Annotated in this window: 19 protein-coding genes; 12 read left to right on the top strand and 7 right to left on the bottom strand. The window is 71.7% G+C overall.

Annotation, left to right across the window (positions count from 1 at the left end; all coding sequences use genetic code 11):
* Positions 1-13: 13 nt before the first annotated feature.
* Positions 14-514 (bottom strand): YchJ family protein, encoded by a 501-nt coding sequence (locus WMF11_RS03525; protein WP_437549456.1) that lies wholly within the window; start codon positions 512-514, stop codon positions 14-16.
* A gap of 269 nt (positions 515-783) precedes the next feature.
* Here WMF11_RS03525 and WMF11_RS03530 point away from each other — a divergent pair, with 269 nt between their 5' ends.
* The 3 genes from WMF11_RS03530 (at position 784) to WMF11_RS03540 (ending at position 4,842) form a co-directional block, all read left to right on the top strand.
* Positions 784-1,251, top strand: coding sequence for a Tudor-knot domain-containing protein (locus WMF11_RS03530; protein ID WP_437549458.1), 468 nt, complete (start codon positions 784-786; stop codon positions 1,249-1,251).
* A 176-nt stretch (positions 1,252-1,427) separates the two neighbouring features.
* Positions 1,428-3,515, top strand: a complete 2,088-nt coding sequence (fusA, locus tag WMF11_RS03535) for an elongation factor G (RefSeq protein WP_437976414.1) — start codon at positions 1,428-1,430, stop codon at positions 3,513-3,515.
* Between the two features lie 10 nt (positions 3,516-3,525).
* The gene (locus WMF11_RS03540; RefSeq protein ID WP_437906981.1) at positions 3,526-4,842 is read left to right on the top strand and encodes a hypothetical protein; all 1,317 of its coding nucleotides are present in this window, start codon (positions 3,526-3,528) and stop codon (positions 4,840-4,842) included.
* A 103-nt stretch (positions 4,843-4,945) separates the two neighbouring features.
* On the opposite strand, the gene WMF11_RS03545 is transcribed toward WMF11_RS03540, so the two are convergent.
* Positions 4,946-5,380: a DUF6918 family protein gene (locus WMF11_RS03545; RefSeq protein WP_437906982.1), complete on the bottom strand. Its 435-nt coding sequence runs from the start codon at positions 5,378-5,380 to the stop codon at positions 4,946-4,948.
* Between the two features lie 614 nt (positions 5,381-5,994).
* On the opposite strand from WMF11_RS03545, the gene WMF11_RS03550 reads away from it, so the two are divergent.
* Positions 5,995-6,807, top strand: a complete 813-nt coding sequence (locus WMF11_RS03550; RefSeq protein ID WP_437976415.1) for a hypothetical protein — start codon at positions 5,995-5,997, stop codon at positions 6,805-6,807.
* A 30-nt stretch (positions 6,808-6,837) separates the two neighbouring features.
* On the opposite strand, the gene WMF11_RS03555 is transcribed toward WMF11_RS03550, so the two are convergent.
* Complete coding sequence (locus WMF11_RS03555) at positions 6,838-9,528, bottom strand: glycoside hydrolase family 15 protein (protein WP_437976416.1); 2,691 nt, start codon at positions 9,526-9,528, stop codon at positions 6,838-6,840.
* Positions 9,529-9,628: 100 nt separating this feature from the next.
* On the opposite strand from WMF11_RS03555, the gene WMF11_RS03560 reads away from it, so the two are divergent.
* The 7 genes from WMF11_RS03560 to WMF11_RS03590 all read left to right on the top strand — a co-directional run bounded on the left by WMF11_RS03560 (position 9,629) and on the right by WMF11_RS03590 (position 15,677).
* Positions 9,629-10,177: an OmpA family protein gene (locus WMF11_RS03560; protein WP_437297730.1), complete on the top strand. Its 549-nt coding sequence runs from the start codon at positions 9,629-9,631 to the stop codon at positions 10,175-10,177.
* Between the two features lie 152 nt (positions 10,178-10,329).
* The gene (locus tag WMF11_RS03565) at positions 10,330-11,070 is read left to right on the top strand and encodes a MotA/TolQ/ExbB proton channel family protein (protein WP_437549469.1); all 741 of its coding nucleotides are present in this window, start codon (positions 10,330-10,332) and stop codon (positions 11,068-11,070) included.
* A 21-nt stretch (positions 11,071-11,091) separates the two neighbouring features.
* Positions 11,092-11,610, top strand: coding sequence for a biopolymer transporter ExbD (locus WMF11_RS03570; protein WP_437976417.1), 519 nt, complete (start codon positions 11,092-11,094; stop codon positions 11,608-11,610).
* Positions 11,607-12,467 carry a TonB C-terminal domain-containing protein gene (locus WMF11_RS03575; protein WP_437549473.1) on the top strand — a complete coding sequence of 287 codons (861 nt, stop codon included), beginning with the start codon at positions 11,607-11,609 and terminating at the stop codon, positions 12,465-12,467. Before WMF11_RS03570 ends, WMF11_RS03575 begins: the two co-directional genes overlap by 4 nt.
* Positions 12,458-13,792, top strand: a complete 1,335-nt coding sequence (locus WMF11_RS03580; RefSeq protein WP_437906986.1) for a tolB protein — start codon at positions 12,458-12,460, stop codon at positions 13,790-13,792. Before WMF11_RS03575 ends, WMF11_RS03580 begins: the two co-directional genes overlap by 10 nt.
* 321 nt (positions 13,793-14,113) lie before the next feature.
* Positions 14,114-14,686 carry a hypothetical protein gene (locus WMF11_RS03585; protein WP_437906987.1) on the top strand — a complete coding sequence of 191 codons (573 nt, stop codon included), beginning with the start codon at positions 14,114-14,116 and terminating at the stop codon, positions 14,684-14,686.
* 409 nt (positions 14,687-15,095) lie between these two features.
* A complete protein-coding gene (locus WMF11_RS03590) occupies positions 15,096-15,677 on the top strand; it encodes a hypothetical protein (protein WP_437906988.1) in 582 nt (193 codons plus the stop codon).
* Between the two features lie 184 nt (positions 15,678-15,861).
* On the opposite strand, the gene WMF11_RS03595 is transcribed toward WMF11_RS03590, so the two are convergent.
* The 4 genes from WMF11_RS03595 to WMF11_RS03610 form a co-directional block, all read right to left on the bottom strand.
* Positions 15,862-17,547 (bottom strand): protein kinase domain-containing protein, encoded by a 1,686-nt coding sequence (locus WMF11_RS03595; RefSeq protein ID WP_437549480.1) that lies wholly within the window; start codon positions 17,545-17,547, stop codon positions 15,862-15,864.
* Positions 17,548-17,827: 280 nt separating this feature from the next.
* A complete protein-coding gene (thiD, locus tag WMF11_RS03600; protein ID WP_437976418.1) occupies positions 17,828-18,655 on the bottom strand; it encodes a bifunctional hydroxymethylpyrimidine kinase/phosphomethylpyrimidine kinase in 828 nt (275 codons plus the stop codon).
* Positions 18,656-18,915: 260 nt separating this feature from the next.
* The gene (locus WMF11_RS03605; RefSeq protein WP_437976419.1) at positions 18,916-20,112 is read right to left on the bottom strand and encodes a hypothetical protein; all 1,197 of its coding nucleotides are present in this window, start codon (positions 20,110-20,112) and stop codon (positions 18,916-18,918) included.
* Between the two features lie 82 nt (positions 20,113-20,194).
* The gene (locus WMF11_RS03610; protein ID WP_157907469.1) at positions 20,195-20,419 is read right to left on the bottom strand and encodes a hypothetical protein; all 225 of its coding nucleotides are present in this window, start codon (positions 20,417-20,419) and stop codon (positions 20,195-20,197) included.
* A 200-nt stretch (positions 20,420-20,619) separates the two neighbouring features.
* Between WMF11_RS03610 and WMF11_RS03615 the strand changes: the two genes are divergently transcribed.
* Positions 20,620-21,405 (top strand): ABC transporter ATP-binding protein, encoded by a 786-nt coding sequence (locus tag WMF11_RS03615; RefSeq protein ID WP_437906991.1) that lies wholly within the window; start codon positions 20,620-20,622, stop codon positions 21,403-21,405.
* The last annotated feature ends 1 nt before the right edge of the window (position 21,406 follow it).

A 21,406-nucleotide genomic window follows, 5' to 3' on the forward strand; every position in this document is an offset into this window, starting at 1 on the left:
CCGGCGAGGCCGGTCAGCTGGCGAGGGATGAGAACCGGGCGATCGTCAGCTCGTCGGGCGGGACGCTGATGCGGGCGCGCGGGATGGCGACGCCGTGGAGGTAGCGCCAGCCCTCGCCGTCGTGGAGGAAATCCGACAGCTCGACGAACGAGCGATCGACGCCTGCCTCGAAGATCTTGGCGAGGAACAGCACCGACGCGGAGTCGCCGCTCTGCAGGCTGTCGAGGATCTGGAGGCCCCGGTACCGGTGGTGGTGGATCGTCACCTTCAGCTCGCGGAGCACCTGGTCCCTGTCGCGCCCGCGGTCGATGTGGCCCATGTGCAGCGTCCGCCAGAGGTAGGCGGTGTCTCCGACGGCGAAGGCGGCGTACCGCGAGCGCATGAGCGTCACGGCGTCGGGCGCCTCGCGATCGCCCAGATGGCAGGGGGCGCAACACTCGCGGTACGAGCGCCCCGAGCCGCACGGGCACGGGCGGGAGAGGGTCCCCGTACCAGGACGAACATCTCGGGTCATGGGCGTTCTCTACACGGGTTCGTGCCCCGTTGCAGCGCCCTGGGGGGGCGTCTAGACGGGGCGCGGCGGGCGTGCGGCAGGACGGCGCACCACGGCATGGCGCGGCCTGCGGCAGGATGGCCCGGCACGGCATGGCGTGGCCCGGCGCCGTCGCGCCGTCGCGCCGTCGCGCTGTCGCGCCGTCGCGCCGTCCAGCGCCGACCCGCGCGCGTCCCTGAGCGAAGCCTCTTGCGGGGCGCTGGCGAGGACGGTAAGGCGAGCGGGAAGTTATGCCCGCAGCGCGCGCTCACGCCGCGGCCCTCCTGCTGGCCCTCGCCCTGGTTCTGGGGGGCTGCAAGCGCCAATACGCCATCGGCGATCACGTCCTCGTGACGTGGGAAGGGAACGTCTACCCGGCCGAGGTCATCGAGGTCCTGGGTCCGACGAAGTTCAAGATCCACTACCAGGGGTACGACGACATCTGGGACGAAGTTGTACCTCGTGAACGGATCCGCGGTCTCGTCGAGGGCAACGTCGTCCACCCGCCGCCGCCGCCCAAGGTCCGGAGCAAGGGGCTGCAGGCGTCGCAGACCAACGTCTACAAGATCGGCGACAGGGTCCGCGTCGAGTGGCACGGGCAGATGTACCCGGCGGTCGTCACCGGCATCGTGGGGCAGGAGCGCTACCGCATCCACTACGACGGCTACGGATCCGAGTGGGACGAGACGGTCGGGCTTTCCAGGATTCAAGCCAAGTAGCGTGAAATGTTCACGCGCGATCATTTTCCCCCTGGCGCTGGCCATGGGGCCGAATTAAGAGCCGCGCCGAATTTCTGACTGGGCGATCGCAAGAGTGCGCCGCCTGGCTGACGTTCGATGCGTGCCGCACGCCCTCCACGGGCACGCCCTCACGGGTGCGCGGCGGGGAGCCTTCTGTGATCAGCGAACTGTCCAAGCTGCGCAACATCGGGATCAGCGCCCACATTGATTCGGGCAAGACAACGCTGACCGAGCGCATCCTCTTTTACACCAAGCGGATCCACGCCATCCACGACGTCAAGGGCAAGGACGGCGTCGGCGCGAAGATGGACTCGATGGATCTCGAGCGCGAGCGCGGGATCACCATCCAGTCCGCGGCCACGCACTGCTTCTGGAACGGGCACCAGATCAACGTGATCGACACGCCCGGCCACGTGGACTTCACGATCGAGGTCGAGCGCGCGATGCGCGTGCTCGACGGCGCGATCCTGGTCCTCTGCGCCGTCGCCGGCGTGCAGAGCCAGTCGCTGACCGTCGACCGCCAGATGCGCCGCTACGGCGTCCCGCGCATCGCGTTCGTGAACAAGTGCGACCGCGCCGGCGCGAACCCGCTGCGGGTCCGCGCGCAGCTGCGCGAGAAGCTCAACCTGAACCCGGTGCTGCTGCAGCTGCCCATCGGGCTCGAGGACAAGTTCGAGGGGGTCGTCGACCTCATCGCGATGAAGTCCTACCGGTTCGAGGGGGCGAACGGCGAGAAGATCGTCGTCGGCGAGATCCCGGCCGAGATGGCCGACGAGGTGAAGACGGCGCGCGAGGAGATGCTCGACGCGCTCTCGATGTACTCCGACGAGCTCACGGAGGCGATCCTCGAGGAGCGCGTCACCGAGGAGCTCCTCCAGAAGGCGATCCGCGACGCGACCGTGAAGCTCCAGATCGTCCCGGTGATGATGGGGTCGGCCTACAAGAACAAGGCGGTGCAGGTCCTGCTCGACGGCGTGACCCGCTACCTGCCGACGCCCGCCGACATCACGAACAAGGCCGTGGATCTCGACAAGGACGAGGCCGAGGTCGTCCTGTCGAGCGACTCGGAGAAGCCGCTCGTGATGCTCGCGTTCAAGCTCGAGGACGGGCGGTTCGGCCAGCTCACGTACCTGCGGGTCTACCAGGGCAACCTGGCCCGCGGCGGCGAGATCACGAACACCCGCACGGGCAAGCGCCACAAGGTCGGCCGGCTCGTCCGCATGCACGCGGACGAGATGGAGGACATCGACTCCGCGGGCGCGGGCGACATCGTCGCGATGTTCGGCATCGACTGCAACTCCGGCGACACCTTCACGGACGGGACCCTGAGCGTCGCGATGACGTCGATGCACGTGCCCGACCCCGTCATCTCGCTCACCGTGACGCCCAAGGACAACAAGGCCCAGGCGAACATGTCGAAGGCGCTGCGCCGCTTCACCAAGGAGGACCCGACCTTCCGCGTCGGGGCGGATCCGGAGAGCGGCGAGACGATCATCCAGGGCATGGGCGAGCTCCACCTGGACGTCTACATCGAGCGCATGAAGCGCGAGTACGCGGCCGAGGTGGTCACGAGCCCGCCGCGCGTCGCGTACCGCGAGACGATCACGCGCCGCGTCGACTTCAACTACACGCACAAGAAGCAGACCGGCGGCTCCGGTCAGTACGGCAAGGTCGGCGGCTTCATCGAGCCGTGGACGGAGGCGCCGTTCCGGTTCGACGATCAGGTCGTCGGCGGCGCGATCCCGCGCGAGTTCATCCCGGCGGTCGAGAAGGGCTTCGTGTCGATGCTCGCCAAGGGGCAGCTCATCGGCGCGCCCGTCACGGGCGTGTCGGTCACGCTGAACGACGGCGCGGCCCACGCGGTCGACTCGTCCGACATCGCCTTCCAGGAGGCCGCGCGCGGCGCCTGGCGCGAGACCTACCCGAAGGCGGGCCCGCAGATCCTGGAGCCGCTGATGAAGGTCGCCTGCGAGGGGCCGAGCGAGTACCAGGGCGGCATCGTCGGCATCCTCATGCAGCGGCGCGGCATCATCGTCGGTTCGACCGAGGCAGACGGCTTCTGCCGCGTCGAGGCCGAGGTGCCGCTCTCCGACATGTTCGGCTTCTCGACGGTCCTTCGCTCCGCCACCCAGGGCAAAGCCGAGTTCACGATGGAGTTCTCGCGCTATGCTCCTCTTCCGGCGGCGCTTGGTGAGGAGCTCATCAAGAAATACCGGGAAGAGCAGGCGAAGAAGGCCAAGTGAGGGGGTCGGCATGTACCGCAAAGAGGTAAACGAGCGGAGCCCCATGCGGGTCTTCGAGGGGTCGATGCACGGCGGGCTGGGTCGCGGCAACGTCGGCGTCATCGTCTCCCGGCCCGGCGTGGGCAAGACGGCGTTGCTCGTGCAGATCGCGCTCGACGATCTGCTGCGGGATCGCCGGGTGCTCCACATCTCGCACGAGAACGCGGTCGATCACGTCCGCGCGTACTACGACGAGATCTTCCACGATCTCGCGCAGTCGATGCGGCTCGAGGAGCCGGAGGCCGTCCGGCTCGAGGTCGAGCGGCACCGGCAGATCTACTCGCACCTCGGCCACGTGAAGGCGTCGGCCGACGCGCCGGAAGAGGCGGCGCGCCTGTGGGTCGAGAAGATGCTCGAGACGGTGGCGTTCGCGCGCGGCGTCGCCCACTTCGAGCCCGACGTGATCATCGTCGACGGCTTCGACGTGGCGGTCGCGTCGGACCAGGCGATGGAGGCGCTCGGGCGGCTCGCGAAGGAGCGCTCCGCCGAGGTCTGGGTCGCGGCCCAGGTCGACGAGGCGGGCCCTCCCGGCAAGCTGCCTGCCGCGCTCCAGAAGGTCGAGCGGCACCTCAACGTGGTCGTCTACCTGCAGCCGGAGCGCGACGTGGTTCGCCTGCGGCTGCTGAAGGACCACGGCAACAAGGATCTCGCCGATCTCCACCTGCGGCTCGATCCCCACTCGATGCGCGTCATCGACGAGGACGTGCGGCCCCCCTCGGAGCGGCCGAAGGACCCGCGGACCTTCCGCGTGCACTCGGGCGGCGCCAAGGGGGCCGAGGCCGAGTTCGGGGCGTGCGCCGAGCGGTACGGGGTGCAGGAGCTGAACTACAGCTTCGAGGGCCACCGGCTCCTCGAGCGCCAGCGCGGCGTGGTCGTGCTGGGGGACGACGAGCTGCGCAAGGGCGACTTCAGCCTCGTCTACGTGTCGCGGCGCCTCGGCCGCGTGCTGAGCGAGATCCCGCTGGTGCGCAACATCCTCCAGACGATCTGGCACCAGATCAACGCGGCCAGCCAGGTCTTCGTCGTGGGCACGCTCCAGGAGGACGGCACCGTGCGCGGCGGCACGGGCTGGGGCGCGGAGCTCGCGCGCCTCTGGAAGAAGCAGCTGTTCGTCTACGATCAGGAGAAGCGCGGCTGGTTCCGCTGGAGCGGCTCGGCCTGGGAGATGGCGCGGCAGCCGAGCATCACCTGCGAGAACTTCGCCGGCATCGGCACGCAGGATCTCAACGACGCCGGCCGCGACGCGATCCGCGACCTCTTCGCGCGCAGCTTCGGCGAGCCTGGCTGAGCGCCGATCGCAGGGGCGCCCTCCGCCGCGCACGCGGCCGCGGGGGCGCCTCGGTGCGGCGCGCAGCAGGCCGGCGCGAAGCGGGCCCGCTGCGCCGAGCCGCTCAGGCTGAGTGCTTCTGGATCAGCTGGGCGAGGCGCGGAACCGCCTCCTCGACGTTCTTCTTCGCTGAGCCGCGCAGCTTCTCGTAGGTGCCGCGCACCACGCCGCTCGACGACGACTTCGCCTTCTCGTCGGTGATGCTGAGGAGCGCGTCGGCGATCCGCGAGCGGTTCGACGTGAAGAAGGAGCTCGGGTTGCCGCTGCTCGTGGCCTCGGTCCAGATGGGATCGAGCTTCTTGGCGAACTCGGGCAGGAGCTTCTCGACCACCTGCTGGATGAAGCCGGGCTTGATGCCCTTCACGGCCGCGTAGCCGGCCTTGACCGCCAGGCCGGAGAGTCCGCTCTTCGAAGCCACCTCCTCGTCGACCAGCGTGCAACAGTCGGCGACGACCTTGGATTTCTTGTTCGCATCGAGCAGCGTTTCGCTGAGACCCATTCTCGAACTCCTCCGGGCGACTCGGAGGCCGGTCGCGGCCCCCAGACCCATGTCAGCGTGACCCCCGGCAGGGAGCGGCGACCACGTCGAGCGGACCGGTGGTCCGCTCCCGACCACATCGAAGCGCGGCTCTTACCACAGCGGCCCGAAGGCCGGCATCGCAAGCGCCCAGCCGGGAAACCTTCGGTCCAGGACGGCTCTCGGCCGGTGTCGACCGTCCGGGATGGCACTGCAACGCCGTCACGCGCTCGATTCTCGGAAATGCCGCGCGGAGACCGCATGCATGGCCGCCCCTCGCGCGCCATACTCAAGATGTAATTTGAATCACAGTTTGGCGTGGCGGGCGCTCGGCGCTGTCGTGTCGCGAGGCCTGCGGGGGGCTCATGGACGTTACCTGCGAAATCTGCGGAATCGTCACCACGGTGTCGAGCGACGCGCGCGGCGGGGCTGCGCTCGAGTGCAGCGTCTGCGGCGGTGCGATGCTCCGTGCGCACGGGAGGGGTGCGGCAGCGCCCCCGGCGGGAGGCGCCGGCCGGCGATCGAGCCGGCCTCCTCCGCCGCTCCGGCGATCGATCGCGCCCTCGGTGCCACGGAGCGACGATGACCCGACGATCATGGATCTCCGGTCGCTCGCGCTGAAGTCGTTCATCGCGACGCTTCCCGCCGCGCCGCCGACGAGCGCGCCGGCGGCAGGCTCGGTCGCGCCGGGCAGCGGCCCGGTCGCTCCGGCGGCGGTGGGCCTGACGACGCCACAGGCGATCCGGGGCGCGGAGTCGACCGCGGCGACCGCCTCGAGCGCGTTCGCGGGCACGGCGCCGGTCGGGCTCGATGCGCCGAGCGTGAGCGACGTGATGCGCGTCCACGACGCGCTCGCGCCCGTCGCGGTGCCCTCGCTGGCGCGATCACGGGCCCGCGTGCGCATCCTCGCGGCGGCGACCGTGGCCGCCGCCCTGGTGATCGCTGTCGGGCTCACGCTGATCGTCGGCCGGATGTCGCGTGCGCCGAGGGATGACGTGCCGCCTGCAGCGCAGCGCGGCGTATCCCGGGCCGGGGAGATCGCGCGCGAGGTGCGCGCGCCGGTCGAGGCGCCCGGCCCCCGGAGGACGGCGCTGCGCGGGCTCGACGCGCGCGCGCGAGCGGCCGACGAGGACGAGGCCAGCGCCGCCGAGCCCGCCACGGCGCCGCAGCCGCGCGCCGCAGCGGAGGCGGGCGCGCGCGAGGCCTCCGGGGCGGGTGTGCGCCCGCCCGCCGCTTCGGGGGCCCGCGCCCGGCCTGAGCGTCAGCCGTCGCCTTCGCTCGCGTCCGAGGAGGTGTCGCGGCCTCAGGCGCCGATGTCGCTCACCGACGCGATGGCTGCAGCCGTCGCCGATCCTCCGGCGCCCGCCGCTGCGGAGACGCAGCGCCAGGCCGACACCAGCGAGGAATAGCCCGCGCCGAGGGCGCGCGCTCGGCGAGCGTCAGCGCCGCGCCCTCCGGCGCCGTCGCGTGAGGCCAGCGGCGGCCATGGCCGCCGCGAGCGCCGAGGGCGCGGCGCCAGGGCCGCTGCTCGCGAGGCGGCAGCCGCAGCCGGCGTCCTCCCGGAGATCGCCGCTGCTGTCGCTGCCGCCGTTGCTGTCGTTGCCGCTACCGCCGGCGGCGTCGGCGCCGGCGGCGCCCGCTCCGGCGGCGCTCGCCCCGCCGGCGCCGGTGCTCGGGGGGCCGCCGCCGGCGCCGCCGCTCGCGGCGCTCTCCTCGAAGTACGCGCCGCAGGCCGGGCCGACGACGAGCCCGTCGCGCGCCGCGAGCGCGAGCGCGTAGACGCCCGCGCCGAACCCCACCATGGGCGCGTTGAACTTGTAGGTGCCGCGGATCTCGTCGTAGGTCTCCGCGATCGCGAGGTAGTTCGCGGCCGACTGATCGAGCACCCACCGGAGCAGCCGGTCCGAGCGCGCGACGTCCCCCATGAGCCGCGCCGCGACAGCGCCGCGCAGGTCGGTCACGACCCACTCGGCGCTGTCGTACTCGCTGCCCCAGGGGCTCAGGTCGTCCGCGCCGGCGTGATCGGTGCGGTCGTCGTTCCGGGACCACCCGGCGCCCGCGGGGACGCGCAGGTGCTCGTCGAGCCCGGCGAGCGTGGCCGCGGCGATGCGCCCCTGCGGATCGAACAGGCCCATCGCGATCCCCTCGAGCACCGCCGCGTCCCAGTAGCCCGCGCCCGACGCGAGCTCCTCCAGGCTCGCGGCGAGCGCGCCCGAGGCGTCCGTGAGCCGCGCGGCGATCGCGGCGCGCAGCCGCTCCGCTGCGCCGCGGTACGCCGCGGCCCGGTCCGCCTCGCCCCGCCGCTCCGCGATGGCCGCCGCGTCGCACAGGCCCCGCGCCGCGGTGATGCTCGTGTACGCGAACGACCGCTCGCGCCCGTTCCAGTGGGTCTCCCAGATCGACGAGTCCTTCCGGACGAGCCCCGTGTCCGGATCGATGAGCGCGACGAGGGCGTCCGCGACCTTCGTCGACGCGGCGGCCCAGCGCTCGTCCACGAAGCCCGTATCCCCGGTGAGCTCCTCGTACTGGCGCAGCGCCCAGAGGAACAGGCCGAACCCGTCGAGCTCCAGGTTCGGTCCGAAGTCGTTGAAGTCGGTCTCCTCGACGCCGAAGCCGTGGTAGCGCACCAGGCTGATCTGGTACGGCGGCATGTCGTACGAAGCGAGCTCGCTCCAGCCCTGGAAGCGCCCTGCCTCCGCGTCGAGGTAAAATCCCAGCGCGTCGCGCGCCTCCGCCTGCATGCCGAGGGCGGCCATCGCGACGGTGGCGTAGGCGCCGTCGCGGATCCAGGCGACCGTCCACTCGCCCGGCGGGAGGCTCGCGAGGACGGCGCCGTGGCCGCGGTGGGCGATGGTGGCCGGCAGCGTGGCCGGCGGTCCGCCGAGCGTCGCGCCGAAGCGCGTGGCGCGCGGCTCGAAGTCCCGCGTCAGGTATTCGCGCAAGAAGGCGTGGCTCTCGCGGGACTGCGCCATCCGGAGCGTCACGGCCGACTGCCGGAGCAAGGCCGCCTCCTCGGGCGACGCCGAGGGCGGCACCCGGATCGAGCCCTGGAACGCGCGGTACGCGGCGATCTCGTCCGCGACCACCTCCGCCGCGCGCTTCGCGCCGAGGTACGCGTCGAGGGCGCCCTGCACGAGCGGGTCCGCCGCGCCCGAGGGGTCGCCGTGGTGCGCGAACGCCGCGCCGACCCACCGCGCCTCGCCGGGGCCGATGCTGCCGAGGTCCCACTGGAACGCGCTCACGGCGCCGTCCGCGGTGGGCGCGGCTCCGTGGAGGTCCGGCAGGTCGGCGCCGCCGTCGTCCGCGACGATCCGGTAGACGTCGAGGTCCGGCGGGCTGCCCGCCCTGGAGGCGCCGTGGCGCGCGGGGGGCTCGAGCGCGCGCGCGACCACCACGCCGGCGAAGGCGCGCTCGAGGAAGTCGCGCCGGCCCTGGCTCGCGTCGTAGGTGATGGTCTCGCCCGACTCGCCGATGTCCGCCATCACGCCCGGGCGACCGAAGCCGAGGTGGAAATTGTGCAGCGAGAACGCCGACACGCCCTCCGCCGGCCGCTCGCCCCGGTTCTCGACCCGCATCGCCATCACGAACCCCGCCTGCGGCAGGCCCTGCGGCGCGAAGAAGAGCTGGGTGCACTCGAGGTTGCCGACCCGCTGCACCATTGTGACGACGCCCGTGCCGCCGCGCTGCCCGTCGGTCCAGCCGGCGTAGCCGCTCGCGTCGAGGTCGACGGGGACCTCGGTCAGCCACCGCTGGTGCCCGTCGGAGCGCAGCCCGAAGTACGCGTCGTAGAGCAGATCGCGCGTGCGTACGGCCTGCGGCTGGTTGCCGATCCAGACCTCCTCGCCGCGCTCGTCGAGGAGCGGCTCCTCGGTGGCGAACAGGCGCTCGCGGAAGTGGGTGAGCCTCGCCGCGCCCAGATCGAGGAGCACCGCGCCGAAGCCGTTCGACGAGGGCAGGCGAAAGAACGTGCGCTGCACCGGCGCCTCGGCCCGCGCCGGGTGAGGGGCGGCGAGCGCGACCGACGCCGCTGCGCCGAGCGAGAGGAGCGCGGAGCCGAGGGCCCGGGGGGCGCGGGGCGGGCCAACCCGTTGGTGCCCAAAATATTCCCGCGCCTGGATCGCGCGATGCATCGCGGCACTTTAACGGAATGCCTGTCCTCCGGGCGCGCCGGCTCGCCGGCGGGCGCTCAAAATGCTGCAACGCGCCTCCCGGCGTGGTAACGGCATGCCCATGACAAAACTGCCTGCGTTGATCCTCGTGGTCTCGGCGCCCCTTGCCGCCTTCGCGGCCGGCTGCGGCTCCGATCCGCAGCCGCCGGCCAATGTCGCCAGCGACGTCGCGCCCCCTCCGGTGGCGAAGACCGCCGCCCCGCCTGCCCCGAAGCAGGACACCGAGAAGCCGACGAGCGGCTCGATCCGCATCGACGACAAGATCCTCAAGGCCTGCGGCGATCTACCGACCGCCCGCTTCGCGTTCGACTCGACGTCCATCGAGGGCGAGGCGGCGGGCGCGCTCGACGCGCTCGCGCGCTGCTTCGTCTCGGGTCCGCTCAAGGGCAAGGGGATGAAGCTCATCGGCCACGCCGACCCCCGCGGGGAGACGGAGTACAACCTGGGCCTCGGCCAGAAGCGCGCCGGCAGCGTCGCGGAGTACCTCGGCAAGAAGGGCCTCGAGCAGGGCCGCATCGCGACCTCGTCGAAGGGCGAGTTCGAGGCGACCGGCACGGACGAAGAGGGCTGGGCGCGCGACCGGAAGGTCGACATCCTGCTCGCGGATTGAGCACCGCGCGCCGCGTGCGGCGCCGGGCGAACTTGAAGAGGGCCACGGCCGCGCTTCCAGGCGAGAGAGGGCGCCGCGGCCGCAAACTCCACTGAACGGGGCCGCGCGCGCGGAACCCTGACGAGCCGACTCCCTGACCCGAAGAGATCGAAATGGCCTTCCTGCAGAGCGCCCCTGACCCGGCGACGACGGTCCCGATCAAGCTCGATCCCGTCTCCCTGGTCCTCCACGCCTCCGGTCCCGTCTTCCTGGTCGTGTGGCTGCTGATCTTCGCGGCCATCCTCGTCTGGGTGATCGCCGTCCTCAAGGTCCTCCAGCTCGCGCGGCTCGCCTCTCTGCAGGCGCGGTTCGAGCAGGAGTCGGCGCACGCCCACTCGCCGGATCAGCTGTTCGCGCTCGCGCAGCGGCACGCGGACGCGCCCGGCGCCCGCGTCGTGATGGAGCTTAGCCGCCGCGTCGGGACGAGCCGGCTCCTCGACTCGATCGCGAAGCGGGCGATCGTGACCGAGACGCAGCGGGCGAGCGCGCTCATGCCGACGCTCTCGTCGATCGCGGCGGCGTCGCCGTTCATCGGCCTGTTCGGCACGGTCTACGGGATCATGGACGCGTTCCTCCGCATCGGTCAGCAGAAGAGCGCGTCGCTGCCCGTGGTCGCCCCGGCCATCGGCGAGGCGCTCATCGCGACCGCGATCGGGCTGTTCGCCGCGATCCCGGCGGTCATCGCGTACAACGGGATCAACAAGCGCGTCGACGACCTGCTCGCCGCGCTCGAGGCCGCGAGCGAGGGCTGGGTGGAGATCGCGTCGCTCTCCGCGCGGGGGATGCAGGAGTCCATCCCGCTGGCGCTCCAGCGGTCGAGCGACCGGCCCACGCCGGTGATGCCGAAGGGCTGAGGGGCGGGGCGGATCATGGGCATGTCGGTCGGTGGAGGGCGCAGGCGGCGCGGCGGCGGCGGTTTCAGCGACATCAACGTCACGCCGCTCGTGGACGTGATGCTCGTGCTCCTCGTGGTCTTCATGGTCACGGCCCCGCTGCTCACGGCCGGGCTCCGGGTCGAGCTGCCCAACGTCTCCGCCGAGGAGGCGCCGACGAAGGACACGAAGCTCGTCGTGACCGTCACGAAGGAAGAGAAGATCCTCTTCGGCGAGGACGACGCGACCGCCGACATCGAGGGCGTGCTCGCCTCGAACGGGCGCGTGCAGAAGGAGAAGGAGCTCTACATCCGCGCCGACAAGGACGCCCGCTACGGCGCCGTGGCGCGCGTCGTCGCCGCCGCCCGGGCCGCGGGGGTCGAGGGCCTGAACCTCCTCGTCCAGCCGGAGATCGAGCCGGAGGGCGCGCCGCCGCCGCCCGGGGGAACGGCGCCGCGACCCGGGGGAACGGCGCCGCGACCCGGGGGAGCCGCGCCGCGGCCCGGGGGATCGGCGCCGTGAGCACGGCTGCGGCGCGCGCGCCCGGACCGAGGACGCCGTCAGGGCAGCGCCGGCCTGCGAGCGACTTCCGCCCGCGGGACATCGCGCTGGCCGTCGCGGTGGCGATGGCCGTGCAGGCGGGGGCCGCCGTCGCGGTCAGCCTGGCCGACCTCACGGTGCCCGCGGCGGCGCCCGAGATCGAGAAGGGGCCGAGCGTCCCGGTGAAGGTCGTGCCGGTGCTCGACATGGACACGCCGCTGCTCAAGCTGGGCGGCACGCGCGACAAGATGAAGCTGCCCGACCGGTGGGTGCGCCAGACGCCCAAGCCGCGCGTCGAGCAGAAGGCCTTCGTGTCGCCGAGCGCGGGCAAGACCGAGGCGGACATCCCGCCCCCGGAGGTCAAGATCGCGGACGCGGGCACCGCGCCGCCGCCGCCCGACGCCGAGATCGCGAAGCAGGTCGACACCGAGCTCGATCCGAAGACCGACGCCGCCCCGGCCGCCAACGTGGACCAGGAGGGCCACGAGGACGGCGTGAAGGAGGGGACCGAGACCGATCCCCTCAAGGCGCGCGCTGTGGATCTGTACCTGGCCCGCATCGCGGGCTGGTTCTCGAGCAGGTTCCGCGTGAACGGCTCGGGGCTCCCGCCGGAGGAGCTCACGAAGCACAAGCCGCGCGCGGTCATCGTGCTGTCCGACGGGCAGATGGTGAGCTACACGCTGACGCCGAGCGGGAATCCCGCCTTCGACGCGGCCGCGCAGGCGACCCTCGAGGCGGCGAAGGGGCAGGCGCTGCCGCCGCCGCCCGAGAATTATCCCAACCTCGGGCAGAAGCAGGTCAGCGTCACGTTCGTCTGTAGAGAGACCACATGCGACTAGCTCGATACGCCCTCGGCGCCCTGGCGCTCGCCGCCGCCGCGCTCGCTGCTCCCCCTGCTCCTGCGCAGGCGCCGGCCTCCTCGGCGGCGCCGCCCAACCCGGACGAGCTGCTCGGCCACATCACGGTCGTGGCCGGCGCGACGCGTCCGCTCCCGAAGATCGGCGTCCTGCCGTCGCTCGTCTCGGACCCCGAGGACGTGACGATCCACAGCGTGGTCCGGCGCGACCTCGAGCTGTGCGGCGAGTTCGAGGTGCTGCCCGACAGCGCCGCGCCCGACGGCCTGTACCTCTCCGACAGCCCAGTGGACGTGAAGGCGTGGTCCGCGAAGGGGGTCGAGGCGGTCGTGAGCGTGAGCGGCAAGAAGGTCGCCGCTGACAAGGTCGAGCTCGTCGGCCAGGCGTTCCTGGTGAACCGCGGGCAGGCCCCGGTGTTCGACAAGAAGTTCATCGTGCCCCTCCGCGACGTGCGCTTCGAGTCGCACCGGGTGGCCGACCAGCTGATCGGCGCCCTCACCGGCCAGAACGGCGGTTTCGCCAGCCACATGACGTTCGCCTCGGGCTCGGGCGCGCTGCGGCGTGTCTTCACGATCGACGCCGACGGCCATGACGCCAGGGCCGTCTCGCCGCCCGACCAGACCGCCATCGCCCCTGCGTTCGGGAAGAACGAGCAGCTCCACTACGCGGCGAGCGTGAAGGGCGACGAGTACAAGGTCTTCACGCCCGCCGGCGGCCCGCTCGCGCTGCCCGTGAAGGGCTCTGTCTACGGGATCGCGTTCTCGAAGGATCGCGCCCAGGTCGCCCTCAGCATCGGGGTGGGGTCGACGATCAAGCTGTTCTCCGGGCCCGATCTCCAGAGCATCAAGCCGGCGTCCGAGGTGGGGATGGCGCTCCACCCGGTGTTCACGCCGACCGGCAAGCTCGCCTTCTCCGGCGAGGGCAGGTACGGACAGCGCATCTACGTCGGCGGCAAGGCGATCTCTCCGGACGGGCTCTTCGCCTCGGCGCCCACGTTCTGCAACCACCCCGACGGCGTGAAGGCCGTCTACGCCGTCGGCGTGGGAAAGAACACCGACCTCGTCGCCTCGGGGGAGACGGGCGGCGGCCTCGTGCGGTTGACCCAGAATCAGGGCAGGAACGGGTACCCGGCCTGCAGCCCCGACGGGCGGCTCGTGGCGTTCTTCTCCACGCGCACCTCCGGCGAGGGGCCAGGGCTCTACGTCATGCGCGTCGACGGGCAGCGCCCGAAGCGCATCTCGAACCTCCTCGGGGACTCGCTGCGCTGGGATCCCCTTCCGCCCGGCAAGGCCGTCGAAGCGAAGAACTGACGCGGGCGAGCCTCGGGGCACGGCCCGGACATCCGGCGTGTGTCCGAACGAGGGCCGCCCGCATCGTGGCTGAGCCAGGCGTTCTCTCCCCGACAACTTTTTACGTCCGGGCACGTCTAACGTGGGTAGTTCCTGCGCGCCCTCCCACACCCCTGCTGCGAGCGAAGGTGAAGGGAGACCGCTCGCAGCCCCGCTTCCTTGGCCCGCCGCGTCGGTCGCGGTTAGCCTCCGGACTGCTCAGGGGGAGAGTTGGCTGGAAAATTGCACCGAAACTGGGACGAACCGCCCTGGCCAGCCAGCCAAGAGGAAATGGAGAAGTGCATGGTGTCGAGCCGTATCTGGACCGCCATCGCGATCGTCTGGGCCTTCTGCGCCGGTGGCTGCAGCCAGGTGGCGGCGGTTCAGGAGGCGAGGATCAGCGAGCAGGGGGGGTTCAGGAACCCGGAGCACCGGCTCGCCGCGGCAGAGGACGGAGGTTACTGCAGCGCCGAGGTGCTGCGCTGGCAGTACGATGAGCCGGCGGCGACGCTCCGCCTTGCCGATGCCCGTTTGATGCTCGACTGCTGCGGGAAGCGCGCGATCCACGTCGAGAGGATCGACAGCCTCTTCGAGATCACCGAGCGGGACGCGCCGGACGGCGCCGGAGGTCGCTGCAGCGAGCAGTGCGCCTTCGATCTGTCCGTCGGCGTGCGCGACGTCCCGCGGGGCGAGGTCTACGTGAAGCTGCTGCGCGACGTCGTCGATCAGCAGGGCGGCCCGGCCGTGATCTGGAGCGGCTCCCTCGATCTGGGTGTCTCCGCCGGTGCGGTCGTCCTCGACGAAACCCCCGCGGAAGCCGGCTGCCAGGCGAAGGGCTCCCCGCGCCAGCGCAGCAAGACGGTCGCCGCGCGATGAGGCGCTGAACACACGCCCTCGGATCGCTCCGCAGCACCTCGCATCCGCGGTCGACAGGGGGGACCTCGCGAATGTGCCGCCGCGCATGGCAGCGCATGGCAGCGCGTCATGGGGTGGGATGGTGGAGGATGATGGAGGAGCTTGGTCGACCATGACGTTCATGGTCAGAGAATCGGGCTAACTCTGCCACTTTCGCCTGGACAAGGTTTCCAGAAACCCGTAGATCATACTCGAATGTGCGTGCAGCTGCTCCGGGGTGCGGCGCATGTGCGCACCTTATGTACGTTGGCTTGCAGCTGAATCCCTAGGCGCAAGTAGCGGATACGTGAAGCGCGTTTCTAGAGGCCCTGGTTCTTTGCCTTTTGGGCGTATTTTGACAGTGTCGCGGGACAGCCAAGGAAATCGGGGCATGAAGTACCTGGGGGTCTGTGGAGCGCTTGCAACGGTGGGGTCGCTGCTTGCTCTGAGCGCGTGCCTGGAGGCAGAGCCCGCGCAGGTGGGGCTCGTGAGCGAGGCCGGCGGGTTCGTGGAGCCGGAGCGGCGGCTCGCCTCCGAGGGGGAGGAGAGCTACTGCGGGGCCGAGGTCCTGCGCTGGCGCTACGACCCGTCGAGCGGCGCTCTGAAGATCGCGAACAGCCGGCTCTTGCTCAACTGTTGCGGCCAGCGCGCGATGCACGTCGACAGGATCGACAGCATCTACGAGATCACCGAGCGGGACGAGCCCGACGCGGCGAACCCGAGGTGTGATTCGGTCTGCGCGTTCGACTTCGCGGTGGCGATCCCCGAGGTCGCCCAGCGCAAGGTCTACGTGCGGCTGCTGCGCGACGTCGTCGACGCTCAGGGCAGCGCAGAGCTCGTCTGGCAGGGCGAGATCGACGTCCGGAAGTCGGCCGGCGAGGTGGTGCTCGATCGCGTCGCCGCTCCGGGCGAGGCCTGCAGCGGGCCGTCCCAGCAGCCGCTCACCGCCCAGCATCCGCTCGCCGTCCAGTAGCCGCTTGCTGCTCCGGCCTGGGAGCGGCCCCGTTGCGCAAGAGCGCTCGCTGGGTGCAGTGCTGCGTGGCGTGCTGCCGGCGCGGTGCGCCTGGTGATGGGCTCCGTGCCTTCGTGACGGAGCGCGCGCGCGAGCAACCGCCCGGTGGTCGAGCGACGGTCGAGCGACGACCCGGCGGTCTGCCTCAGTCGATCAGCGTGCGCGCGGGGCGGCCAGGCTCGCACTTGACGAGCGTGGCGGTCAGCTCGAGCGTCTCGGGGAGCGTGCCCTGCACCTGCGCGACGACCTGCTCGACCACGTGCTGGGCCTCGTCCAGGTTGGGACCCACGATGGAGACGACGAACGTGAGCGGGCCGGTGCGCCCGGCCGCGGCCGGCGTCAGGCTGAGCAGCAGCGTCTGGGTCAAATCGACGACCTGAAGCGCGGCCTTGCGCAGCGCGAGCATCTCGAGGATCGTCGGGCGCAAGCTCACGAGGCCGTTCTGGCCGCGGAGCTCGAAGCGCGCGATCTGCATCGGCACCTCGGCCCACTCGGCGAAGAAGCCGTCCTCGTCGATGGCCTTCATCAGGTACTCGCGCACGAGCAGCCCCGTGAGGCCGTCGCGCCGGGCGAGGTAACGCTTCGCCTTGTCGTGGTGCGGCGAGTCGGGCCCGAACGTGACCACCATGAGACGGCACTCGCCGAGCTGCACCTCGGCCCCATGGAGCAGCGAGACCTGCGCTTTGCGCTCGAAGGGGAAGTCCGCGTACGTGCCGTTCGTGCTGTTGAGATCCTCGACCAGCCAGGAGCCCGTCTGCCAGCGGAGGAGCGCGTGTGAACCGGAGACGGTCGCCTCGGCCAGGACGAGGTCCTGATCGCTGCGGCGGCCGATGGAGAGCACCGGCTTCTGCAGCGGGAACAGGGTGGTGACGCTGTCGGGCGCGTTCGTGGCGTACGTGATGAGCAGCGACTGCGCGCCGGGCGTGAACTGCGTCTTGATGGCCCGCCCAGGCGCGGGGCCGGGATCGATGCGCTCGCGCGGCAGCTGGATCGGCGCGGTCGTGGTCTGCGTCGGGTTGAAGAACCGCATGTGCCGCGCCTGCGGGCGCATCTGCGGATCCGGGTTCAGCGCGCGGAAGATCTGCCTGATCTCGTCGTTCGTCAGCGCGGCGGGCACGTCGAACGTGATCTGCTGCTTCATCGTCTTGAGCCGCGGCTTGTAGCCGGGCTCGGGGACGCGGCAGGTCCACATCTCCCAGAGCGTCAGCGCCGCCGCGTAGACGTCGTCCTCCGGGCTCGCGCCGCCGCTGCGCAGCCGCTCCGGCGACATGTAGTGAGGCGTCCCGCCGTCCGGAGGCGCCCCCGGCTTGCGCACGGCGGCGCGGGCGCGCTCCTTCGCGAAGCCGAAGTCGAGGATGACCGCCCGATCGTCGGCGACCATCACGTTCCCGGGCTTCAGATCGCCGTGCACGAGCCCCTGCTGGTGGATCGCGGCGAGCCCCGCGCAGACGTCGGTCGAGATCTTTCGGAACTCGTCGGCGCTGAACCCGCCCGACGTCTTGCGCTTGCGGATGTGGTTGTGGAGCGTCTGCCCGGGGATGTACTCCATCACGAGGATGGGGCCCCACGGGCTCGGGGCCAGGTCGTGCACGCGGCAGACGTTCGGGTGGCGGGCCTTCTGCGCGAGGATCACCTCCTGCCGCAGCGCCTCGTCGTCGCCGGGCATGGCGGAGGCCTCGGGCACCACCTTGAGCGCCACCTGTTGCTGGGTCAGGCGGTCGAAGGCCAAGAACACCTCCCCCATGCCGCCTTTGCCGATGCTCTTCAGGACCTCGTAGCGGTCGTTGATGACCGTTCCGACGTCGATGGGAGGGAGGGGATCTTTGGTCACGGCCACGGGCGCACGAAGGGTGAGGAAGAGCTCCGCGACGGCGCCGAAGGAGACGCGCCGGGACGCCGATACGGACTGCGCGCAGGGTCGTCCATTCGAGCGCCGGGCGCAACGAGTCGTTGCACAAGCGCTGCACGCGGCCCGTCCGGCGCCGCACCGGGCCGCCCCGCCGCTCCTTCGCAGAGCCGCCGGGCCGCCGTGCGGGGCCCGCGGCGCGGGGCCGCCGTGGTCGTGGCGGCCGTCGCGCCCGTCCACAGACGCGCGCGGCGCGCCGCGCTGTTCAGGGGAACGGCCGCGCCGTGTGGGCGTGGTTCAGCGGCCCGTGGCCCTGGCCGAGCCCCGGCGCGGAGCGCATCGCCTCGCGGAGGTAGCGCCTCGCGCGCCCGATCGCCGGGACGAGGGCGAGACCCTGGGCGAGACCCGCGGCGATGGCCGAGGCGAGCGTGCAGCCCGTGCCGTGGGTCGCGCGCGTCTCGATGCGCGCGTCCTCGAACAGCTGCTCGCCCTCCGGCAGCCCGGCGCCGCCGGGCCCCGGCGCGACCCGGAGGACGTCGACGACCGTCGCGCCCGGGAGGTGGCCCCCCTTCAGCAGCACGGCGCGCGGACCCATGGCGAGCAGCCGCGCTGCGGCGCTGCGCATGGCGTCCACGCTGTCGATGACCACGCCGGTCAGCGCCTCGGCCTCGGGGATGTTCGGCGTGAGCAGCGCCGCGAGCGGCAGGAGCCGGGCGCGCAGGGCGCCCTCGGCGTCGGGCTTCAGCAGCCGGGCGCCGCCCTTGGCGACCATCACCGGGTCCACCACGAGCGGCGCGCCGCGGCCGAGGCGCTCGTAGACGCGCGCGACCTCGTCGATGACCTCGGCCGAGTGGAGCATCCCGGTCTTGATGGCGTCCGCGCCGATGTCGTCGAGCACGACCTCCATCTGGCGACCGATGAAGTCGGGCGGCACCGGGAACACGGCGTCGACGCCGCGGGTGTTCTGGGCGGTGAGCGCGGTGATCGCCGTCGCGCCGAACGCGTCTAGCGCGGTGACCGCCTTGAGATCGGCCTGGATTCCTGCGCCGCCGCCCGAGTCGGAGCCGGCGACGATGAGGACGCGTCCTTTCATGGCGCGCTCCGGCGGCGGGCGGTCGCGGAGGCCGGTCGGCCCCCGCGCGGCAGGTGCGCTGGGAGAGCGGGGAGCGAGCTGCGAGAGGCGCGCATGGCGAGCGCGCAGGGTGTCCTGAAACGCAGCGAGTGGCGAGGAGTTCTTGCTGGCGGCGCGAGAGGGCCGCGGGCCGCCGGCCAGGGAGGTCGGGCCGGCGGCAGGTCGAGCGCTCTGCTCGCCGCCGCGAGCGCAGGCGCCCGCGCCGCGATCCCGGCCGCGCGTCAGAGGCCAGCGCGCACGATCTCACCCGACATCGGGCTTCCGGCCAAGCCGCGGTTGGACCAGTAGACGAAGCCGTTCCGGAGGCGGACGCTCGTCGGCCGCGCCTGGTTCGAGGCGATGACCCGGGGGCCGCCGCCGCAGCCGTCCAGCGGGCACATCTTGACGACGCCGTCTGCGCTCATGCCCGTGCCGAGAGCGGTCCAGTACACGCCTGTGGGGCCGACAGCCATGCTGGTCAACGACGGCTCGCCCTCGACGAAGGTCGTCGGGCTGCCGCCACACCCGGTCTTCTTGCACGCGAAAATGGTGCTCTTGGCCGCGTTCATCACGTAATGAATCCCGTCGTGGATTGCCATGACGACGCCGTGCTCGGCGTGGAGCTGGATCGCGCCGTCCGTAGTGCCGGGATCGCAGAAATAGACGCCTCCTGGATCGGTGGCGTGGGCCCAGTAGACGGTCGTCCCATCCATGACGAACGAACGGATCCCATCCGCGCTCACGCAGCGGATCCGCTCGCATTGGCCGTTATCGCACTCGAGGACATCGAACTTGTCCGAGATGCGCGCCACGCCGTCATCGCTCACCTGGATTTGATTCAGGTTGCTCACGATGGACTCCAACACTTCCACCGGCGATTTGAAGACGCAGCCGGCCGCCGGGCACCGATAGTAGCGGCGCGACCCGCCATCGTTGGGGGAGCTCAGCCAGTGAACAAAATTCGGATCCACCCCGATGAGGTACGGAGTGGCGATGGCGGCGGTCGTGGGAGGCCCGAGCCCCTCGGCGAGGACCACCGGAGCCGGGCAGCCTGCCAGGGGGCAACGCAGCAGCGTGGAAGTGGAGAGGATGAAGACGCTCTGGTCGTCGACCGCGATCGAGTACGGGTCGTCAAGGCCGGTGGCGACGACCTCCGGGGGCAATGGTTGCGTGTCCCCTCCGCCAGCTGCGCCCGTTCCTCCTCCCCCGCCTTCGCCGGCGCTCACGCCGCCCCCAGTCCCGCTGCCGGTCGGCGACGCGCCGCCGCTGCCGGTCGGCGATGCACCGCCGCTGCCGGTCGGCGACGCGCCGCCGCTCCCGCCGCCGCCGCTGTCGCCGAACGAGCGCTCCGCCGGTGAGCAGGCGACTGCCAGGAAGCCGCTCGGGAGGGCCGCCGCGCCGAGCATCACGAGCGATATCGTGAAGAGCCGTTGCTGCATCGGCGACGAGTATGCCACAGGGCGTGCCGAGCGAGGCGACCACGGCAGGGGGAGGTGCCTGACCGCGCTGGAGGCCTCTGCGTCAGTAATGCTTGTCGAGGACCGCGGGATCCTTCGTCGTCGCGAAGACCGTGTCGCAGCGCCGGCACCTGTACTTCACCTTCGTCGGCCGGGCCGAGATCCCGAACGCGAGCTGGATGTACCCGAGGACGCGGTACTCCGCCTCGGCGCTCACCATGTAATGATCGCGACCGTGGCCGCAGGGGCACTGGACCGGCTCGGGCGTCGTACGGTCGCGATAGGGCATCGACGGGCTCGTTGGCATGGACGTCAGCGTAGTCTAGGGGGCCCGCGGCGGACGTCGAGGGGGCGGCGCCGTCACGCCGCCAGGACGGAGGCGACCGGGCGGCACGAGCAGGGGGGCGGCGCGCCGCGGCACGCGCTGCGTGCGGGTCCGTCCGACGGGCGCTTTGCGCCGCGCCGCGGGCCGAACTAGGAGACGCTTCCATGCGCCCCGCCCTGTACGCCGAGCGTCTGGTGAAGCGGTACGGCGGCGTCACGGCCGTGGACGGGGTCGATCTCGCCGTGTACGCCGGGGAGGTCGTCGGGCTGCTCGGGCCGAACGGCGCGGGCAAGACGACGACCTTGCGGATGCTCGCCGGCATCCTGTCGCCCGACCAGGGGCAGATCCTGGTCGGCGGCGTCGACCTGGCCGCGAGGCCGCTCGAGGCGAAGCAGCGCCTCGGCTTCCTCTCCGGGGACACGCAGCTCTACCAGCGGCTCACGCCCCGCGAGGTGCTCCGCTACTTCGGTCGGCTGTACGGCATGGAGGAGGCGGCGCTCTCGCGCCGGATCGACGCGCTCGTGGCCGACCTGGAGATGGACGCGTTCGCCTCGCGGCCGTGCGGCACGCTCTCCACGGGACAGAAGCAGCGCGCCAACATCGCGCGCGCGTTCCTCCACGAGCCGGAGGTGCTGATCCTCGACGAGCCGACGACCGCGCTCGACATCCTCAGCGGCCGCTTCATCGTCGCGTCGATCCGGCGCGAGCGCGCCGCGGGCAGGGCGATCCTCTTCTCGACGCACATCATGAGCGAGGCCGAGTACCTCTGCGACCGCATCGCCCTCATGCACGAGGGGCGCGTCGTCGACGCCGGCACCCTGCCCGAGCTCCTCGGGCGCTCCGGCACCACGAACCTGACCGACGCCTTCCTCCACCACGTGGAGCGGAGCCGCCCGGGCGCGGCGCGCGACACGCCCGAGCGCGCCGGCGCGCCCGCGCCAGGGGGCTGAG

Origin of the sequence: Sorangium sp. So ce295, assembly GCF_051527405.1 — a bacterium.
Lineage (GTDB): Bacteria > Myxococcota_A > Polyangia > Polyangiales > Polyangiaceae > Sorangium > Sorangium cellulosum_B.

Coding starts and splice junctions, on each gene's coding strand:
- WMF11_RS03525 (WP_437549456.1), bottom strand. CDS start 514: ATGACCCGAGATGTTCGTCCTGGTACGGGGACCCTCTCCCGCCCGTGC.
- WMF11_RS03545 (WP_437906982.1), bottom strand. CDS start 5,380: ATGGGTCTCAGCGAAACGCTGCTCGATGCGAACAAGAAATCCAAGGTC.
- WMF11_RS03560 (WP_437297730.1), top strand. CDS start 9,629: ATGACAAAACTGCCTGCGTTGATCCTCGTGGTCTCGGCGCCCCTTGCC.
- WMF11_RS03605 (WP_437976419.1), bottom strand. CDS start 20,112: ATGCAGCAACGGCTCTTCACGATATCGCTCGTGATGCTCGGCGCGGCG.
- WMF11_RS03555 (WP_437976416.1), bottom strand. CDS start 9,528: ATGCATCGCGCGATCCAGGCGCGGGAATATTTTGGGCACCAACGGGTT.
- WMF11_RS03540 (WP_437906981.1), top strand. CDS start 3,526: ATGTACCGCAAAGAGGTAAACGAGCGGAGCCCCATGCGGGTCTTCGAG.
- WMF11_RS03580 (WP_437906986.1), top strand. CDS start 12,458: ATGCGACTAGCTCGATACGCCCTCGGCGCCCTGGCGCTCGCCGCCGCC.
- WMF11_RS03615 (WP_437906991.1), top strand. CDS start 20,620: ATGCGCCCCGCCCTGTACGCCGAGCGTCTGGTGAAGCGGTACGGCGGC.
- WMF11_RS03590 (WP_437906988.1), top strand. CDS start 15,096: ATGAAGTACCTGGGGGTCTGTGGAGCGCTTGCAACGGTGGGGTCGCTG.
- WMF11_RS03550 (WP_437976415.1), top strand. CDS start 5,995: ATGGATCTCCGGTCGCTCGCGCTGAAGTCGTTCATCGCGACGCTTCCC.
- thiD (WP_437976418.1), bottom strand. CDS start 18,655: ATGAAAGGACGCGTCCTCATCGTCGCCGGCTCCGACTCGGGCGGCGGC.
- WMF11_RS03610 (WP_157907469.1), bottom strand. CDS start 20,419: ATGCCCTATCGCGACCGTACGACGCCCGAGCCGGTCCAGTGCCCCTGC.
- WMF11_RS03585 (WP_437906987.1), top strand. CDS start 14,114: ATGGTGTCGAGCCGTATCTGGACCGCCATCGCGATCGTCTGGGCCTTC.
- WMF11_RS03565 (WP_437549469.1), top strand. CDS start 10,330: ATGGCCTTCCTGCAGAGCGCCCCTGACCCGGCGACGACGGTCCCGATC.
- WMF11_RS03570 (WP_437976417.1), top strand. CDS start 11,092: ATGTCGGTCGGTGGAGGGCGCAGGCGGCGCGGCGGCGGCGGTTTCAGC.
- WMF11_RS03530 (WP_437549458.1), top strand. CDS start 784: ATGCCCGCAGCGCGCGCTCACGCCGCGGCCCTCCTGCTGGCCCTCGCC.